This window comes from Chelativorans sp. M5D2P16 (assembly GCF_034427935.1).
Taxonomy (GTDB): Bacteria; Pseudomonadota; Alphaproteobacteria; order Rhizobiales; family Rhizobiaceae; genus Chelativorans.
On sequence record NZ_JAXQNM010000012.1, the window covers coordinates 91,106 to 107,690 of the forward strand.

At 64.4% G+C, this 16,585-nt stretch carries 12 protein-coding genes and 1 pseudogene; 7 read left to right on the forward strand and 6 right to left on the reverse strand.

All coding sequences use genetic code 11. The annotated features are described in order from the left end of the window. Position 1 precedes the first annotated feature (1 nt). The gene (locus SIN08_RS06205) at positions 2 to 1,195 is read right to left on the reverse strand and encodes an FAD-dependent monooxygenase (protein ID WP_322450712.1); all 1,194 of its coding nucleotides are present in this window, start codon (positions 1,193 to 1,195) and stop codon (positions 2 to 4) included. Between the two features lie 8 nt (positions 1,196 to 1,203). Beyond that, the gene (locus tag SIN08_RS06210) at positions 1,204 to 1,449 is read right to left on the reverse strand and encodes a zinc-finger domain-containing protein (protein WP_322450713.1); all 246 of its coding nucleotides are present in this window, start codon (positions 1,447 to 1,449) and stop codon (positions 1,204 to 1,206) included. A gap of 294 nt (positions 1,450 to 1,743) precedes the next feature. Here SIN08_RS06210 and SIN08_RS06215 point away from each other — a divergent pair, with 294 nt between their 5' ends. The 4 genes from SIN08_RS06215 to SIN08_RS06230 all read left to right on the forward strand — a co-directional run bounded on the left by SIN08_RS06215 (position 1,744) and on the right by SIN08_RS06230 (position 7,264). Beyond that, positions 1,744 to 2,997, forward strand: a complete 1,254-nt coding sequence (locus tag SIN08_RS06215) for a PQQ-dependent sugar dehydrogenase (RefSeq protein WP_322450714.1) — start codon at positions 1,744 to 1,746, stop codon at positions 2,995 to 2,997. Positions 2,998 to 3,055: 58 nt separating this feature from the next. Next, positions 3,056 to 3,388 carry a cytochrome c gene (locus SIN08_RS06220; RefSeq protein WP_322450715.1) on the forward strand — a complete coding sequence of 111 codons (333 nt, stop codon included), beginning with the start codon at positions 3,056 to 3,058 and terminating at the stop codon, positions 3,386 to 3,388. A gap of 147 nt (positions 3,389 to 3,535) precedes the next feature. After that, entirely contained in the window at positions 3,536 to 5,740 is a 2,205-nt protein-coding gene (locus SIN08_RS06225; protein ID WP_322450716.1) for an RNA degradosome polyphosphate kinase, read from the forward strand. A 3-nt stretch (positions 5,741 to 5,743) separates the two neighbouring features. Beyond that, complete coding sequence (locus tag SIN08_RS06230; protein ID WP_322450717.1) at positions 5,744 to 7,264, forward strand: Ppx/GppA phosphatase family protein; 1,521 nt, start codon at positions 5,744 to 5,746, stop codon at positions 7,262 to 7,264. 168 nt (positions 7,265 to 7,432) lie between these two features. Here the strand turns inward: SIN08_RS06230 and rnd are convergent, their stop codons facing one another. After that, positions 7,433 to 8,611 (reverse strand): ribonuclease D, encoded by a 1,179-nt coding sequence (gene rnd, locus SIN08_RS06235; protein WP_322450718.1) that lies wholly within the window; start codon positions 8,609 to 8,611, stop codon positions 7,433 to 7,435. 178 nt (positions 8,612 to 8,789) lie between these two features. Here rnd and aspS point away from each other — a divergent pair, with 178 nt between their 5' ends. Further along, complete coding sequence (aspS, locus tag SIN08_RS06240; RefSeq protein WP_322450719.1) at positions 8,790 to 10,574, forward strand: aspartate--tRNA ligase; 1,785 nt, start codon at positions 8,790 to 8,792, stop codon at positions 10,572 to 10,574. 134 nt (positions 10,575 to 10,708) lie between these two features. Here the strand turns inward: aspS and SIN08_RS06245 are convergent, their stop codons facing one another. Next, complete coding sequence (locus SIN08_RS06245) at positions 10,709 to 11,893, reverse strand: hypothetical protein (protein WP_322450720.1); 1,185 nt, start codon at positions 11,891 to 11,893, stop codon at positions 10,709 to 10,711. A gap of 270 nt (positions 11,894 to 12,163) precedes the next feature. Further along, positions 12,164 to 12,877, reverse strand: a complete 714-nt coding sequence (locus tag SIN08_RS06250) for a DNA helicase (RefSeq protein ID WP_322450721.1) — start codon at positions 12,875 to 12,877, stop codon at positions 12,164 to 12,166. Between the two features lie 265 nt (positions 12,878 to 13,142). On the opposite strand from SIN08_RS06250, the gene parC reads away from it, so the two are divergent. Beyond that, positions 13,143 to 15,398, forward strand: a complete 2,256-nt coding sequence (parC, locus tag SIN08_RS06255) for a DNA topoisomerase IV subunit A (RefSeq protein ID WP_322450722.1) — start codon at positions 13,143 to 13,145, stop codon at positions 15,396 to 15,398. Positions 15,399 to 15,496: 98 nt separating this feature from the next. Continuing rightward, positions 15,497 to 15,637, forward strand: a pseudogene (locus tag SIN08_RS06260) (SRPBCC domain-containing protein); the annotation flags it as partial. Between the two features lie 14 nt (positions 15,638 to 15,651). Here the strand turns inward: SIN08_RS06260 and SIN08_RS06265 are convergent. Next, positions 15,652 to 16,497, reverse strand: a complete 846-nt coding sequence (locus SIN08_RS06265) for a DMT family transporter (RefSeq protein WP_322450898.1) — start codon at positions 16,495 to 16,497, stop codon at positions 15,652 to 15,654. Positions 16,498 to 16,585 lie beyond the last annotated feature (88 nt).

Consider the following 16,585-nt stretch of genomic DNA (forward strand, 5'->3'; position numbering starts at 1 on the left):
ATCATCGTTCGGTCTTCACGTCGTACCCGTAGAGCCAGTCCATATCCGCCGCGAGGCGTTCCGGGCTGCGCAGGCGCAGTGCCAGATTGCGGGCGAGCGCAACCGGGCCGCCGGCATGCCAGACGAAGCGGTTGAAGGCACCGCGCCGGGCGACCCGCCGGATGCGGGGCCGCCGCAGGCGCTCGAATGTTCCGAGCAGCGTTTCCGTGTCGGACGCGTGGGCGGCGAGTTCGGCAAGGAGCGCGGCATCCTCGATCGCCATGGCTGCGCCTTGCGCCGCGTGGGGCGTGAGCGCGTGCGCGGCATCACCGATCAGCGCCAGCCCGCCGGGATGTGTCCAGGGTCCGTCGCCTTCCACCGCGTGAATGGGCCAGGCCGACCAGGCTTGTGTGTTTTCGATGAGATGGGAAAGAGCAGGGGCGGCGCGGGCGGTGGCCCTCGCCAGATGTGCCGTATCGGCGTCATTCGACCAGTCCGGCCGAATTTCCCCGCCTTTCGTCACCGCCACCAGGTTTATCTCTTCCCCGCCGCGCAGGGGATAGGCGACGACGTGGAAATCGGGTGCCAGGAAGGCCGTTACCGTGTCGGGCTGCGTGAGATGGTCGAGGCCGGCGGATCTTCGGGACATGACCGCGCGGAAAGCGATGTGGCCGGTGAAGCGGCTCCGGTTCGCGTTTGCCAGCGGCCGCAGCGCGGACCAGACGCCGTCCGCGGCGACCAGCAGCCCGGCGGCGAGGCGGCGCTCCACCGGTGAGCGGTCAAGCTCGACCGTCACACCGGTTCTCCCGAACGTGGCGCCACGTACGGCAACCCCGGTTTCCAGGGTGATGTTCTCTTTCTCGCGGACGCGCTCCAGAAGCACCCGTTGCAGATCCGCCCGGTGCGCGACGAGGTAGGGCGCGCCCCAGCGCTTCTCCGCCGCATCGAGCGGTATGCAGGCGAGGGAGGCCAGGCTTGCGGCGTCCCGCAGGACGATGCCGCGCGGCTCTACGGCATTTCCCGACAGGCGATCGAGAACGCCGAGCCGGTCGAGAACGCGCGTTGCGTTGGGGGAAAGCTGAAGGCCGGCGCCGATCTCGTCGAGATGCGCGGCCTTTTCGATGACAGTGACGGAAAAGCCCTTGGCGGCGAAGCTCAAGGCGGCGGTCAGGCCGGCGATGCCCGCGCCTGCAACGGCGACAGCGCAGTCGCTCACCGAGGCCTCTAGACCGCCTCCTCGCGGAAGCGACATCCTTCGGGGACGGTCTCGTCGCTCTTCAGCTGCGCATTGTAGCGATAAAGCGTTGAGCAATAGGGGCAGATCCGCTCTTCGTCGTCACCCATGTCGAGAAAGACATGCGGGTGATCGTTCGGCGGATAGGCACCCACGCACATGAACTCCTTGACACCGATCTCGATCGACCGGTGGCCGTCCGTGTTGTGGAAGTGGGGTGTTGCGTGACCCGCCATCTCTTCCTCTCCCGCGCGTGGCTGTTTGCGCTGCGTTTGGCGTAAATACGACGTGATTGCAAGCCCCCAAGCCTCACGGTAGTGCCTGGCGGCCGTCTTTCGCCGAAGCGACGGCCGGGAAGCCTCGGCAGCAGTTTGCCGCAAACGATCACGCTTGGCGATCCATTCATTTCCGCTCACACACCGTCTTAACCCGTTCGCACGCCGGCAAAGTCGCGGTTGCCATTGTCATCACGCAAATTTGGGCGGACATTATATCTGCTACCCGGGAAAAAACGCTTTTGGGAGGAAGCAATGAATAGGACGTTTCTGGGGTCTCTGGCGATTCTCGCCGGAACGACCATGCTGTCATCTGCGCAACCCCAGCCAAGCAATCTCGAGAAGCTGGGGTCTTTCAAGACGACGGGCACGACCGAGTTTACCGAGATCGAGCAAAGTGGACCGAAAGCCGAGGCTATAAAGCGGACGCTGGAGCAGATCAGCCTGCCGCAAGGATTCACTATCAGCCTCTATGCTATCGTCCCGGACGCCCGGCATATGGCCGTCGGGCCGCAGGGCGTGGTGACGTTCGTCGGCACGCGCAAGACCAAGGTCTGGTCGGTGACGGACCGCGACAAGGATCGCGTCGCCGACGAGGTCAAGGATTTCGCGCCGCCGCTCGCCATGACGATCCCCAACGGTCCGTGCTTTTCGCCCGACGGCGTCCTTTACATCGCCGAGCAGAACCGCGTCATTTCCTATCCGGCCGCCGAGTTCTTTTACGAAAGCCCCGACGTCGCCGCCTTCGAGGTGGTGAAGCAGGGTGAACTCATTCCGCCGGACGAGGAAAGCTACAACCATACCGCTCGTGTCTGCCGCATCGGACCGGACGGCAAGCTCTACATCTCGCTCGGCCAGCCCTTCAACGTGCCGCCACCGGAAAAGCTGGACCTTTACGAGCGGACGGGCATCGGCGGCATCATACGGATGAACCAGGACGGCACCGGGCGCGAGGTCTACACCTACGGCGTGCGCAACTCCGTCGGACACGACTTCAATCCGGCCAATGGCGAGCTTTGGTTCACCGATAACCAGGTGGACGGCATGGGCGACGATATTCCGCCCGGCGAGATCAATCGCCAGACGGAAGCCGGCCAGCATTTCGGCTTCCCCTGGTATGGCGGCGGCTCCGTGCGCACCGTCGAATACAAGGACCAGGAAGTGCCGGTCGACGTGGTGATGCCGGCGGTGGAAACGGTCGCGCATGCGGCCGATCTCGGCATGGTCTTCTATACGGGAGAGCAGTTCCCGGACAAATATCGCGGCGGCATCTTCTCCGCCCAGCATGGTTCCTGGAACCGCACGACGCCGATCGGTGCCCGCGTCATGTTCACTGCGATCAATGAGGACGGATCGGCGGGAGATACGGAGGTCTTCGCGGAGGGCTGGTTGAACGAAAACGGGGAATATCTTGGTCGCCCCGTCGACGTGGCGCAGTTGCGCGACGGTTCCATCATCGTCTCCGACGATCTGACGGGTGCGCTCTACCGGATTGCATATGGAGAGTGAAGCAGCGGTAACCGCGCCTGCCGCCAAGGGCGGCAGGCCTCTTCGAACGGACGGTGAAATGACGGACATCCCGAAACTATTGTGTTGCGCCTTTCTCACGGCAGGCGCTGCAGTTCCGGCCGCCGGTGCCGATCTGGAGGCAGGACGGCGGATCGCGTCGTCGCAGTGCCGCACCTGCCACGGGCTCGACGGAATCGCGCAGATACCGGTCGCCCCGCATCTGGCCGGTGAAAGCGCGATCTATCTCCAGACACAGCTCAAGGCTTTTCGCTCGGGCACGCGCAAAAGCGAGATGATGAACGTGGTGGCAAAAGACCTTACCGATGAAGACATAGCCAATGTCGCGGTCTGGTACGCGGCAATCAAAATTCGCGTTGAGATGCCCGACTAGTTCACAGGCGGATGGCTCGGGTGATACCAAGCGAAATCCGAAATGGCGCTCCGGAAAGCGTGTGATATGAAACTGTCGTAAAATCCTGTCAGATACCGTCATCAGGGGCGGGCCGTCACCGAAGAGACGAGCGTGAACGAGTGACTCATGAATGAACTGAAACCGGTCAAGAACGAATTTCCGACAGCGCCGGGAACGGTCGACGAGATCGCCAAATCCAGCCCGGACCGTTTTGTCAATCGGGAGTTCTCCTGGCTCCAATTCAACCGGCGTGTGCTGGAGGAATCGCAGAACACCAATCACCCGCTTCTGGAGCGCGTGCGCTTTCTCTCCATCTCCGCGGATAATCTGGACGAGTTCTTCATGGTGCGGGTGGCCGGGCTTGCCGGCCAGGTGCGCGAGGGAATCGCCACCCGCAGCGCTGACGGGCGAACCCCGCAGGAGCAGCTCGAACACGTGTTGCGGGAGGTCAGCCGCCTCCAGATGGAGCAGCATGCCAGCTTGATCGCCCTCTTGGACCTTCTCAAGAAGGGAAACATCGAGATCATTCGCCCGGACGCGCTGACGCGCGAGGACAGGAAATGGGTGGAGGAGCATTTCCTCGAAGCCATCTACCCGGTGCTGACGCCGCTTTCGATCGACCCGGCGCATCCGTTCCCCTTCATTCCCAATCTGGGCTTTTCGATCGCGCTCGATCTCCAGCATCTCGGCAATGGCGAGACCATGACGGCGCTCTTGCGCCTGCCGGTCGCGCTCGATCGTTTCGTGGCGTTGCCGGAGCGACGCAGGAGCGTACGCTTCATTCCGCTCGAGGACATCGTCGAGATGTTCATCGGCAAGCTCTTTCCCGGTTACAAGGTCAACGGCTCGGGCACATTCCGCATCATCCGCGACAGCGACATCGAGGTGGAGGAGGAGGCCGAGGACCTCGTGCGCCTGTTCGAAAGTGCCTTGAAGCGCCGGCGCCGCGGCTCTGTTATCCGCATCGAGTTCGAAAGCTCGATGCCCGAAAGCCTGCGCGAGTTCGTGGCGAGCGAGCTCGGTGTTCCGGCGGCGCGCGTGAGCGTTCTGGACGGGCCGCTGGCGATCAGCCAGATTTCCGAAATCGTCAAGCTGCCGCGCGATGAGCTGAAGTTTGCGCCCTACAATCCGCGTTTCCCAGAGCGCATCCGCGAGCATGGTGGCGACTGCTTCGCGGCCATCCGCGAGAAGGACATCGTCGTCCACCATCCCTATGAGAGCTTCGACGTGGTGGTGCAGTTCCTGCGCCAGGCGGCACGCGACCCGGAGGTGGTCGCCATCAAGCAGACACTCTACCGCACGTCGAACGACAGCCCGATCGTGCGCGCGCTCGTCGACGCGGCGGAGGCCGGCAAGACGGTGACCGCGCTGGTGGAGCTCAAGGCGCGTTTCGACGAGGAGGCCAATATCCGCTGGGCGCGCGACCTGGAACGGGCCGGCGTGCAAGTGGTGTTCGGCTTTATCGAATTGAAGACACACGCCAAGATGTCGCTCGTGGTACGGCGCGAGGACGGGCGCCTGCGCAACTATGTGCATCTGGGCACCGGCAACTATCACCCGATCACCGCACGCATCTACACGGACCTGTCCTACTTCACGGTCGATCCGGTCATCGCGCACGACGTGGCGAAGGTGTTCAACTTCATCACCGGCTATGCCGAGCCGGACGTGGACATGAAGCTTGCCGTCTCACCTTTCACGCTGCGCAGCCGTATCCTGAAGCATATCGGCGAGGAGATGGACCATGCCAGGGCCGGCCGGCCGGCGCAGATCTGGATGAAGATGAACTCCCTGGTCGATCCAAAGATCATCGACGCGCTCTACGAGGCCAGCCGCGCCGGCGTGGAGATCGACCTCGTGGTGCGCGGCATCTGCTGTCTGCGGCCGCAGGTGCCGGGCCTTTCGGAGAACATACGCGTGAAATCGATTATCGGCCGGTTTCTGGAGCACAGCCGGATCTTCTGTTTTGGCAACGGACACGGGCTGCCCTCCGACGAGGCGATCGTCTATGTCTCCTCCGCGGATCTCATGCCGCGTAATCTCGACCGGCGCGTCGAGGCCATGGTGCCCATCACCAACCCGACCGTTCACGAGCAGGTGCTTGGGCAGATCATGCTGGGAAATATTATGGACAACCAGCAGAGCTTCGAAGTATTGCCTGACGGAACCTCGCGGCGCATATTGCCCGAGGACGGAGAGGAAGCCTTCAACGCTCAGGAATATTTCATGACCAACCCCAGCCTGTCCGGGCGCGGCAACGCCTTGAAGTCTCATGCGCCGAGGAGGATCGCTGCCTTCAAGCGGCGCAAGAAGGTCGCAGCCGGCGAGTAAGCCGTGCCGATCACCGCCTCCCAAGGCCGGTTGCAGGACCGGCGGCCCGTATCGGTCATCGATATCGGATCCAATTCGATTCGCCTCGTAATCTACGAGGGCATCGCCCGCGCGCCCACCGTGCTGTTTAACGAAAAGATGCTGGCCGGTCTCGGACGCTCGATCGTTACGACGGGAGAGCTCGACCCCGATGGCGTGAGCCGCGCGGTCGAGGAGTTCCGCCGTTTCCGGGCGCTTTCGGAACAGGCCGGTGCGCAGTCGCTGCACGTGCTGGCCACCGCGGCTGCGCGCGAGGCCACCAACGGGCCGGACTTCATACGCCGCGCCGAGGACATCCTCGGAACGAAGATTCGCGTCCTTTCGGGACGTGAGGAGGCGGGCTATTCGGCTTTCGGCATCATATCGGGCTTTCACAAGCCCAATGGAATTGTCGGCGATCTCGGTGGTGGTAGCCTGGAGCTGGTCGATCTCGAGGGCGAGACCCTCGGGGAGGGCATCACCCTGCCGCTCGGAGGCTTGCGGCTGCGCCAGATGGCCGGATCCTCGCTCAACGAGGCGGCGGGGATCGCCGCGACCGAGCTCTCCCGCGCGCCCTGGCTGGAGCACGGAGCAGGACGCACCTTCTACTGTGTCGGCGGTACATGGCGAAATCTCGCCCGCCTGCACATGTACACGAACCGGTATGCGCTGCCAGTAATGCATCACTACGAGCTCGATCCCCAGGCGGATTCCGGGTTTCTCAAGCGCGTCGCGGCCGGCGAAACCGGCAAGATGAGGGGCATCCAGCGCATCTCGAAGAACCGCCGGGCATTGCTGCCCTATGGCGCGACGGTGCTTCTTGAACTCATGCGCGTGGCCCGACCGTCGAAAATCGTCATCTCCGCCACGGGCGTGCGCGAGGGCTACCTCTATTCGCTTCTGAAGGAGGAGGAACGCCGCACCGATCCGCTTTTGTCCGCAGCCGAGGAACTGGCGCTGCTGCGCTCGCGCTCAATCACCCACGCGCGCGAATTGGCGGAGTGGACGGGGACGGCCTTCGCCGCGCTCGGTATCGAGGAGAGCGAGGACGACGCGCGTTATCGCCGCGCCGCCTGCCTGCTTGCCGATATCGGCTGGCGCGCGCATCCCGAGTATCGCGGCACCCAGTCGCTCAACATCATTTCCCACGGCTCCTTCAGCGGCATCGACCATCCCGGCCGCGCCTTTATCGCCCTTGCCAATCTCTTTCGGCACGAGGGCCTTTTCGACGATGCGCTGTCGCCGGAGATGCGGGCGCTCGCCGGACCGCACTATGTGGAGCGCGCGCGGTTGCTCGGCGGCCTCTTGCGCGTGGTCTACCTGCTGACAGCATCCATGCCCGGCATCATCCCGCAACTGAAATGGGAAAAGCGCGCCGACGGCACGCTGGCGCTGCTCCTGCCGCGCTCGCACGCCGCCCTGATGGGTGAGCGGCCGCATGGGCGCATGGCGCACCTCGCGCGGGTGGCGGGGCGCGAACTGGTGCTCGACGTGGCTGCCGAATAGCGCCGGATTGCAGGCCGTTCGGGCTCCGCCCCGGAACGCAGGGAAGGTCACGGAATGGGTGCCGGTCACGCCTTGTGCTTTCCGGGACCACGCGGGGTGGAGATGTTGCGGATCACCGCCACTCTCACGGCCTTCATCTGTCCCGCCCGCCGTCGGGGAAGCAGGATCCTACTCTGCCGCGCGTGCCACCTCGCTTGGCGGCGTGAATGTCTCGATGCGCCGGTTGGCGAAGCGCAGGGCGGTTTCGCCGCGCAACAGCTTCAGGGCTTCCTCGCCGAACACCTCGCGCCGCCAGCCGGCGAGCGCGGGCACGTTGGCGTTTTCGCCTTCGGCGGCCAGCCGATCGATATCGTCGCCGGAGGCGAGCATCTTGGCGGCGACGCCTTCCTTCTCCGCCACCAGCTTGAGCAGGACCTTGATGAGCTCGGCCGCTGCCGCCGCGCCGTCCGGCGCATGCTGGGGCTTGGGCAGTCTCGGCAGTTCGGCCTTGGGCAATGAAAGGGCGGCATTCACGGTCTCGATGAGGCCCGCGGCGGAAGCGGAGCGCTCCCAGCCCCTCGGCGTACTTCTCAGCCGCCCGAGCGCGACGGCGTCGCTTGGCTGCTGCTGGGCGATCTCGTAAATGGCGTCGTCCTTGAGCACGCGTCCGCGCGGGACGTTCCGCTCGCGCGCCTCGCGCTCGCGCCATGCCGCCACGTGCTGCATGACGGCGAGCTCCAACGGCTTGCGCACGCGCAGCTTCAGCCGTTTCCAGGCGTCATCCGGATGCGGGTCGTAGGTCTCGCGCGCCGTCAGAACGTCCATCTCCTCCTTCAGCCAGTGCGCACGGCCTTCGCGGACGAGCTCCTCCTTTAGGTGCTCGAACACGGGAATGAGGTGAGTGACGTCGGCCAGCGCGTATTCGAGCTGCTTGTCCGAAAGCGGTCGCCGCCGCCAGTCGGTGAAGCGCGAGGTCTTGTCGATGCGCGTGCCGGTGATGCGGTAGACGAGCTGGTCATAGGAGACGCTGTCGCCGAAGCCGCACACCATCGCCGCCACCTGCGTGTCGAAGATGGGGTGCGGGATCAGCCCGCCACCGTGATAGATGATCTCGATGTCCTGCCTGGCCGCATGAAACACCTTGGTGACGGCCTCATTGCCCATCATTCGGAAGAAGGGCGCGAGATCCATGCCGTCGGCCAGCGGATCGACGAGGGCGGTGGTGGTCGGCGAGGCCATCTGGATCAGGCAGAGTTCCGGCCAGAAGGTGGTCTCCCGGATGAACTCCGTATCGATCGTGACGAAATCGGATTTTTCGAGCTCGGCGACAGCCTGTTCCAGCTCATGGCGGGTCTTGATGAGTTCCATGCCCCCTTATTAGGCGCTGGCGGGCGAAATGTGAAGAAAGGTGTCATAAGGCGTATGCCGGCATGCCATGCGTGGGAGGCCGGCTCCGCCTTGACAAAAGCGGGCGCGCATGCGCTTTTCGCGCCGGTTTGTTCGGGCCGCCGGCGCCCCAGTCACCTCAGGACACGGACGAGACAGAATGCATCGCTACCGCAGCCATACCTGCGCAGAATTGAGAAAAGCCGACGTGGGCCAGACCGTACGCATTTCCGGCTGGGTTCACCGCGTGCGCGACCATGGCGGCCTGCTCTTCATCGATCTGCGCGACCACTACGGCATCACGCAGATTGTCGCCGATCCCGATTCGCCGTCTTTCCAGACGGCCGAGCGCGTGCGCGGCGAATGGGTGATCCGTGTCGACGGCGCGGTGAAGGCGCGCACGGAGGAGACGGTGAACCCGAACCTGCCGACCGGTGAGGTCGAGGTCTTCGCGCGCGACATCGAGGTGCTGTCGCAGGCGAAGGAGCTTCCGCTGCCCGTCTTCGGCGAGCCGGACTATCCCGAGGACATCCGGCTGAAATACCGCTTCCTCGACCTGCGCCGCGAAACCTTGCACAGGAACATCGTCGCGCGCACGAAGGTCATCGCCGCCATGCGCGAGAAGATGGGCGAGGCCGGTTTCACCGAGTTCTCCACGCCCATCCTGACGGCCTCCTCGCCGGAGGGCGCGCGCGACTTTCTCGTGCCCTCGCGCCTGCACGAGGGCAAGTTCTACGCGCTGCCGCAGGCTCCGCAGATCTATAAGCAGCTCATCATGGTCTCGGGCTTCGACCGCTATTTCCAGATTGCGCCGTGCTTCCGCGACGAGGATCCGCGCGCTGACCGGTTGCCTGGAGAGTTCTACCAGCTCGACCTGGAGATGAGCTTCATCGAGCAGGAGGACGTCTTCCGCACGATGGAGCCGGTCATGCGCTCCGTGTTCGAGACCTTCGCCGAAGGCAAGCCGGTGACCGGCACATTCCCGCGCATTCCCTACGACGAGGCGATGCGCAAATACGGCACCGACAAGCCGGACCTGCGCAACCCGATCGTCATGGAAGAGGTTTCGGAGCATTTCCGCAGTTCCGGCTTCAAGGTCTTCGCCAACATCCTGGCCAACGATCCGAAGGCCGAGGTCTGGGCGGTTCCCGCCAGGACCGGCGGTTCCCGCGCCTTCTGCGACCGCATGAACTCCTGGGCGCAGAGCGAGGGACAGCCTGGGCTCGGCTACATCTTCTGGCGCGGGGAAGGGGAAGCGCTGGAAGGCGCCGGCCCGATCGCCAAGAACATCGGCCCCGAGCGCACCGAGGCGATCCGCACCCAACTCGGCCTCGGGGACGGGGATGCCTGCTTCTTCGTCGCCGGCGATCCGAAGAAGTTCGCCGCTTTCGCGGGGGCGGCGCGCACGCGCGCCGGCGAGGAACTGGATCTCGTCGACCGCGAGCGTTTCGAACTCGCCTGGATCGTCGACTTCCCGTTCTACGAATGGGACGAGGACGAAAAGAAGGTCGACTTCGGCCACAATCCCTTCACCATGCCGCAGGGCGGGCTGGAGGCGCTTGAGAGGGATGATCCGCTCTCCATCAAGGCGTTCCAGTACGATCTCGTCTGCAATGGCTTCGAGATTGCGTCCGGCGGCATCCGCAACCACCTGCCGGAGGTGATGGTGAAGGCTTTCGAGATCGTCGGCTTCGACCGCCAGACGGTGGAGGAGCGCTTCGGCGGCCTCTACCGCGCCTTCCAGTATGGCGCTCCTCCGCACGGCGGCATGGCGGCGGGCATCGACCGCATCGTCATGCTTCTGGTGGGCGCGAAGAACCTGCGCGAAGTGACCATGTTCCCCATGAACCAGCAGGCCGAAGACCTGCTCATGGGAGCCCCCTCGGAACCCACCGCGCAGCAGCTGCGCGAGCTGCATCTGAGGCTTACGCCGAAGAAGGATTGAGGGAGCAAAGGGGCAACGCCCCCGCTATTCGTCATCCTCCGGCTTGACCCGAGGATCCATGCCGGAACGGCCCAATCTGCAGAATGGTCGATGTCACGGGCGATTGTTGCACCGCCCGCACCGATCCATCCCGCCTATTGGTTCGCCTTAACGCTTAGCCCGAGCTGTTGAACGAGCATTTCGGGCGCACCCATTGCCGCGCCCATGACCATGGCGAAAGGCACCGGGTTCTCGGGCATCGCGCTGATTTCCAGGTTCTGCGGGTTCTTCAGGAAAGTGCCGACCGCCGTTGCGATGTCCGTGGCCGCCTGCTCGCCGAGGAAATTGGAGAGCTGGAGGGGAATGACGGCCGTCATCTGGGTGATAACGTCCTCGGGTGTGCTGCCTTCCCGTTCGGCCACGTAGTCGAGCACCTTGCGCGTCAGTGAATCGTCGGTGAAGTGGATGCGCAATCCATGGAAGGTGAGTTGCTGCATCATCCCGAGCATGGCCATGCCCTGGGCCGAGTTGTTCTGACCGCCGTCGGCGGACTGTCTCGCCATTTCGTCCAGCATGCGCACGAATTCGGGCGTATAGCCGGCGAAATCGACCATCAGCGCGAGCGTCCCCGCATCCTCGATCACGGCCTCGTAGCGCGTCAGACGGACGCGTCCGTCCGATGGCTGCCAGGATCCTTCCATGTAGCCGCTGCCGCTGATCTGGCTGTAGCCAAGCCGATCCAGAAGCGCGGTGGCGTCCCGGTCGTCGGCGATGGCCTCGAGGTTGAGCGAAAAGCGTTCCGCCGCGCCGACGGCTTGAAGGACGTCGTCCTCCTCCGAAAGTTCGGCATAGGCGTTTTCGAGCGAGCCGAGCGGCCCGTCCTCGCCGTCGACGTCCACCCGCGCGACCGCGAACCGCTCGTAGCGCATGGCACCGGCGAAGGGATCGGCATCGATGTCCGGCGGCAGCACAAGGCCGGTCATCGTCGCATCCGTCAGCGAGACGGTGACGTTGTCGCTGCGATGTTCGAACGCGTCGAGCGCGATGGTGCCGACGCGATAATCGCCGTCCTCTTCCTCGATGACGTCTTCCAGCGTGACGGTGCCGAGCGCGATCGCCTCGCCGCCCACGGTGCTGCGGGCGCTCACGCCCTCCAGCGTCACGTCGCTGCCGGCCATGCTCGCGGCGTCATAAGTCAGCACGATCTGCTGCTTCTCGAGGAGCGCCTGCAGGCGCTCGCCCACGGCATCCGCCTCGACGGCGAAGGCGCACGGCGTGCCAACACCGGCTATGAAACCGGCGAGAAGAAGGGACTTGGAATGGCGGTGAAGACGGATCATGCGGCGTTTCCAGAGTTTCGTTTCGGTTATTATACGCGAAGACGTGAATTATTGCCCCGGGATTACCTCCGGAAGATGACCGGCAGGGTTATCCCTGTCAAATCGCGAAATCACTGACCCGCGTGCAACGTCGGGCGCCGCGTAAGGCATGGCCGGGGACGGTGCTCAGGAGCACTTGACCTAAAGCTAACCTCAGGTCCTAGCGTCAGTTCCTTTGGAATTTCGGGGAGACAGGAGTGCGTATCTTCATTATGGGCGGGACCGGCCTCGCTAGCGCACGGCCTGGAACCGGATTTCACCGCGGTTCAGGAAGCAGGTCTTGTTGAACAGATGCAAGTCCAGCGGGTTCGGCAGCCGGATATCCTGAACGTCAGGGCACGGTTTCTCCGACGGATCGTATGACCGGTCGATCTGCGAGATGAAGACGATGATGAGGCCCTGGTCCCGGGCAAACGAGTTCAGTGCACGAACCTGCACCGCCAGTTCGGGATTTTCGCGTTTCTGATCGAGCAATTGCAGGTAGTCTATGACCACCAGTGTGCCGCGGGGCGCTGATGCCAATTTCTCGATGATGTAATCGGCGCTGATCGCGTCGGAGCAGTCGAATTCGAAAATCCCGTCGTACCGCGCATGGTCCGTCCCGATAGAACGGAGACGGTCCAGAACCTCCCTTTCCGTGTACTCCAGCGTGAAGAAGACCGCGCGGTTGCCGGATTTCATTGCCTCCACGGCGAGTTCGAGGCTCATCAGCGTCTTGCCGTGGCCAGGGCGTGCGCCCACCAGCACCAGATCGCCGGGCGCCAACCGGGCAAAAAGCCTTCCTGCGGGCTTCGACGCGGACAATCTCGCTGCGAGCAGGCTCCAACTGCCGTAGCCTTCCTGGAGGGCTATCCGGTCAAGCGCTTCGTGGAGCGGAATGTTTCCTTCGCGGGACAACAGCCTGGCCTTGCGCTTCAAATGGTAGATCGGCGCGGACAGTTTCATCGGCAACCTCCTATTGCGAGCGTTCTTCGCAATCCCTCCTTATGCCTGGTGCTCGAACAGTCGGTTCGATGATCGGTGAGCCCTGTATGTGACCTATACTTTCCCGAACGGAGGGGGGAGGCGGGGGCCGCGCCCGAATCGGATCATAGCTTAATCCTCGCTGGGCGGAAATCGAGCATTTCCCCTTCGCCGACGGCGCCTGACAGGCGTGGATGACGGGCCCGTCCCACTTGCCTTGCGGCGCGGCGTTCGATAACCGGAGCCCATGGGAAAAGAGCTGCTTCCGCCCGGCAATGGCGATGATTCGGCCCCTCCGGTCGACCTGAAGAAGGCGCTGGAGGAACGCTATCTCGCCTATGCCCTGTCGACCATCATGCACCGGGCGCTGCCCGACGTGCGCGATGGGTTGAAGCCCGTGCACCGGCGCATCATGCACACCATGCGGCTGCTGCGCCTCAACCCGGACCAGGGCTTCGCCAAGTGCGCGCGCATCGTCGGCGACGTCATGGGTAAGTTCCATCCCCACGGCGACCAGTCCATCTACGACGCGCTGGTGCGTCTCGCCCAGTCCTTCTCCATGCGCTATCCGCTGGTCGACGGGCAGGGGAATTTCGGCAATATCGACGGCGATAACGCCGCCGCCATGCGCTACACCGAAGCGCGCATGACGGAGGTCGCCGCCGAGCTTTTGACCGGCATCACGGAAGACGCCGTCGACTTCCGCCAGACCTACAACGAGGAGGACGAGGAGCCGGTTGTCCTTCCCGGCGCCTTCCCGAACCTGCTGTGCAACGGCTCTTCCGGCATTGCCGTCGGCATGGCGACCTCGATCCCGCCGCACAACGCCGCCGAGATCTGCGATGCGGCGCTCGTTCTGATCGACGATCCCGAGGCACCGGTTTCGCGCCTGCTCGAACATGTGAAGGGACCGGACTTCCCGACCGGCGGCATTCTCGTCGAGGGCGAGGCGGCCATCCGCGAGGCCTATGAGACGGGCCGCGGTGGCTTCCGCCTGCGCTCGCGCTGGCACAAGGAGGATCAGGGCCGCGGCACCTGGAACGCGGTGGTCACCGAAATCCCCTACGGCGTGCAGAAGTCTCGGCTGATCGAGAAGATCGCCGAGCTCATCATTGCCCGACGCCTGCCACTGCTGGAAGACATCCGCGACGAAAGCGCGGAAGACATCCGCGTGGTGCTGGTGCCCAAGAGCCGCTCGGTCGAGCCCGACCTTCTGATGGAGTCGCTCTTCCGGCTTACCGACCTGGAGACGCGGTTCCCTCTCAACATGAACGTGTTGTCGCGCGGGCGCGTGCCGGGTGTGCTGTCGCTCAAACAGGTGCTGCGCGAATGGCTCGATCACCGGCGCGAGGTGCTCCTGCGCCGGTCGCGGCACCGCCTGGCCGAGATCGAGAAGCGGCTGGAGATCCTGGCCGGTTACCTCGTCGCCTATCTCAACATCGACGAGGTGATCCGCATCATCCGGGAGGAGGACGAGCCCAAGGCGGTGATGATCGAGCGCTTCGAACTGACCGAGGTCCAGGCCGAAGCCATCCTCAACATGCGGCTTCGTGCCCTGCGCAAGCTGGAAGAGTTCGAGATCCGCAAGGAGTTCGAGAAGCTAACGGAAGAAAAGAGCCAGATCGAAGGGTTGCTGGGCTCGGAAGCGCGCCAATGGAAGACCGTGCGCTGGGAGGTCGCCAAGGTGCGCCAGACCTTCGACCCGGAGAAGAACCCGGCGCTCGGCCGCCGCCGCACCACCTTCGGCGAGGCGCCTGCGCACGATCTGGAGGACGTGCAGCACGCGATGATCGAGCGCGAGCCGATCACCGTCGTGCTTTCCGAGAAGGGCTGGCTGCGCGCCATGAAGGGCCATTTGTCGGACTTCTCCACGCTCTCCTTCAAGGAGGGCGACAGCCTGAAACGCGCCTTCCACGCGCAGACGACCGACAAGGTCCTGCTCTTCACCACAGGGGGCAAGTTCTACACGATCGGTGCGGACCGCCTGCCGGGCGGGCGCGGCCATGGCGAGCCGGTGCGCATCATGGTCGACATGGAGAACGACCAGGCGATCGTCACCGCCTTCGTGCACGATCCGGAGCGTCGCCTGCTGCTCGCTTCCCATGGCGGAAACGGCTTTATCGTTGCCGAGAGCGACGTCGTCGCCAATACGCGCAAGGGCAAGCAGGTGATGAACGTCAAGGCACCCGACGAGGCACGGCTTTGCATACCGGTTTCCGGCGACCACGTCGCCATCGTCGGCGAGAACCGAAAACTCCTCGTCTTCCCGCTCTCGGAGGTGCCGGAGATGGCCCGCGGCAAGGGCGTGCGCCTGCAGCGCTACAAGGACGGCGGTGTTTCCGACCTGAAGACCTTCGCCATCGAGGCGGGGCTCTCCTGGCAGGACTCGGCCGACCGCACCTTCACCCGCCGGCGCGAAGAGCTGACCGAATGGGTGGGCAACCGCGCGGCGGCCGGGCGCATGGCGCCGAAGGGCTTTCCGCGCACCGGCAAATTCGGCTGAGGTCCTGGCGGGAGCGCGGCTGACGGCGTCACCCGGAAGAGCGCTGCCGGAAGAGGAAAATCGGCCCTTGCTGTCGGGTCGCGAGGCGCCAGAAGGAGCAGGAGGAAGGCGGCAGGACCCGCTACACCGCGCGCGCACGCCACTGGACGGCGAAGGACTGCAAGAGACACGAGGAGATGGGGTTTCACGAAGGCTGGGGCCAATGCGCCGACCAGCTCGCGGAACTGCTCGCCCGGGTAAGCGGACCTGCTTGCTATACCGGATGGCGGATCGTTCCCGCCGCGCGGCGCCGCCGCCGACCGGTGCGGAGCCGCCACAGGGAGTGCGCCACCAGCGTAACGACGAGGATGCTGCCGCCGACGAGGCTCGCCCGCGTCGGCACCTCGTTGAAGATCATCCACACCCAGATCGGTGCCAGCACCGTCTCCAGCAGATAGAACATCGCCACTTCCGGTCCCGGAAGATATTTCGGGCCGTTGGCGAGGCAGAAGAAGGAGATCGGTATGACGACGGCGCCGTTGAGGACGATCCACCAGGGCGCCTCGATGCGATATCCCGTTCCGGCGGTCATGAAGGCCCCCAGCAGGCAGGGCAGGGCGACCGCCACCAATGCGGCAAACCCCATGTCGCGCCCGCTCGCCCGTGTGATGGTGATGGCGAGCGCGATGGAAAAGGCGGAGGACAGCGCCATCAGGTCGCCGACGATGTTGCCGGTGCCGATGCTGCCGCCGACGATGATGAGGACGCCGGCGAACATCGCGGCCATGGCGATCAGCGTGGCCGGCCGCGGCCGCTCCTTCAGGAAGACCCAGGAAAGAAGGGCGGCGAACATCGAGTTGAAGGCCAGGATGAAGACGAGATTGGCGGTGGTGGTGTTGTAGACCGCCCCGATGAAGGTGATGGCCGACAGGCCGTAAAGGGCTGCGACCGCCAGCCCGGGCCGGCCCGGGATAAGCGCCGGCGCATTACGCGAGAAGAGCCGCCAGATGCCCCAGACAACGAGCGCCACGATGACGGTGAGCCCGCTGCGCACCATGAGAATGGACCAGTGATCGCCGTCTGCAAGGCGGATCAGGGGAATGTCGACGGTGAGGGCCATGCCGCCGATCGCAGTCAGCAGCAGGCCTTTTCCGTGGCTGTTCTGGCTGTCGGACAATTGGCGCTGCTCGCTTGTGGAGGCTTCACGG

Excerpts from the sequence above, each read along its gene's own strand:
- SIN08_RS06210 (WP_322450713.1), bottom strand. The coding sequence starts at position 1,449 with ATGGCGGGTCACGCAACACCCCACTTCCACAACACGGACGGCCACCGG.
- SIN08_RS06215 (WP_322450714.1), top strand. The coding sequence starts at position 1,744 with ATGAATAGGACGTTTCTGGGGTCTCTGGCGATTCTCGCCGGAACGACC.
- SIN08_RS06220 (WP_322450715.1), top strand. The coding sequence starts at position 3,056 with ATGACGGACATCCCGAAACTATTGTGTTGCGCCTTTCTCACGGCAGGC.
- SIN08_RS06225 (WP_322450716.1), top strand. The coding sequence starts at position 3,536 with ATGAATGAACTGAAACCGGTCAAGAACGAATTTCCGACAGCGCCGGGA.
- rnd (WP_322450718.1), bottom strand. The coding sequence starts at position 8,611 with ATGGAACTCATCAAGACCCGCCATGAGCTGGAACAGGCTGTCGCCGAG.
- aspS (WP_322450719.1), top strand. The coding sequence starts at position 8,790 with ATGCATCGCTACCGCAGCCATACCTGCGCAGAATTGAGAAAAGCCGAC.
- SIN08_RS06245 (WP_322450720.1), bottom strand. The coding sequence starts at position 11,893 with ATGATCCGTCTTCACCGCCATTCCAAGTCCCTTCTTCTCGCCGGTTTC.
- SIN08_RS06250 (WP_322450721.1), bottom strand. The coding sequence starts at position 12,877 with ATGAAACTGTCCGCGCCGATCTACCATTTGAAGCGCAAGGCCAGGCTG.
- parC (WP_322450722.1), top strand. The coding sequence starts at position 13,143 with ATGGGAAAAGAGCTGCTTCCGCCCGGCAATGGCGATGATTCGGCCCCT.
- SIN08_RS06265 (WP_322450898.1), bottom strand. The coding sequence starts at position 16,497 with ATGGCCCTCACCGTCGACATTCCCCTGATCCGCCTTGCAGACGGCGAT.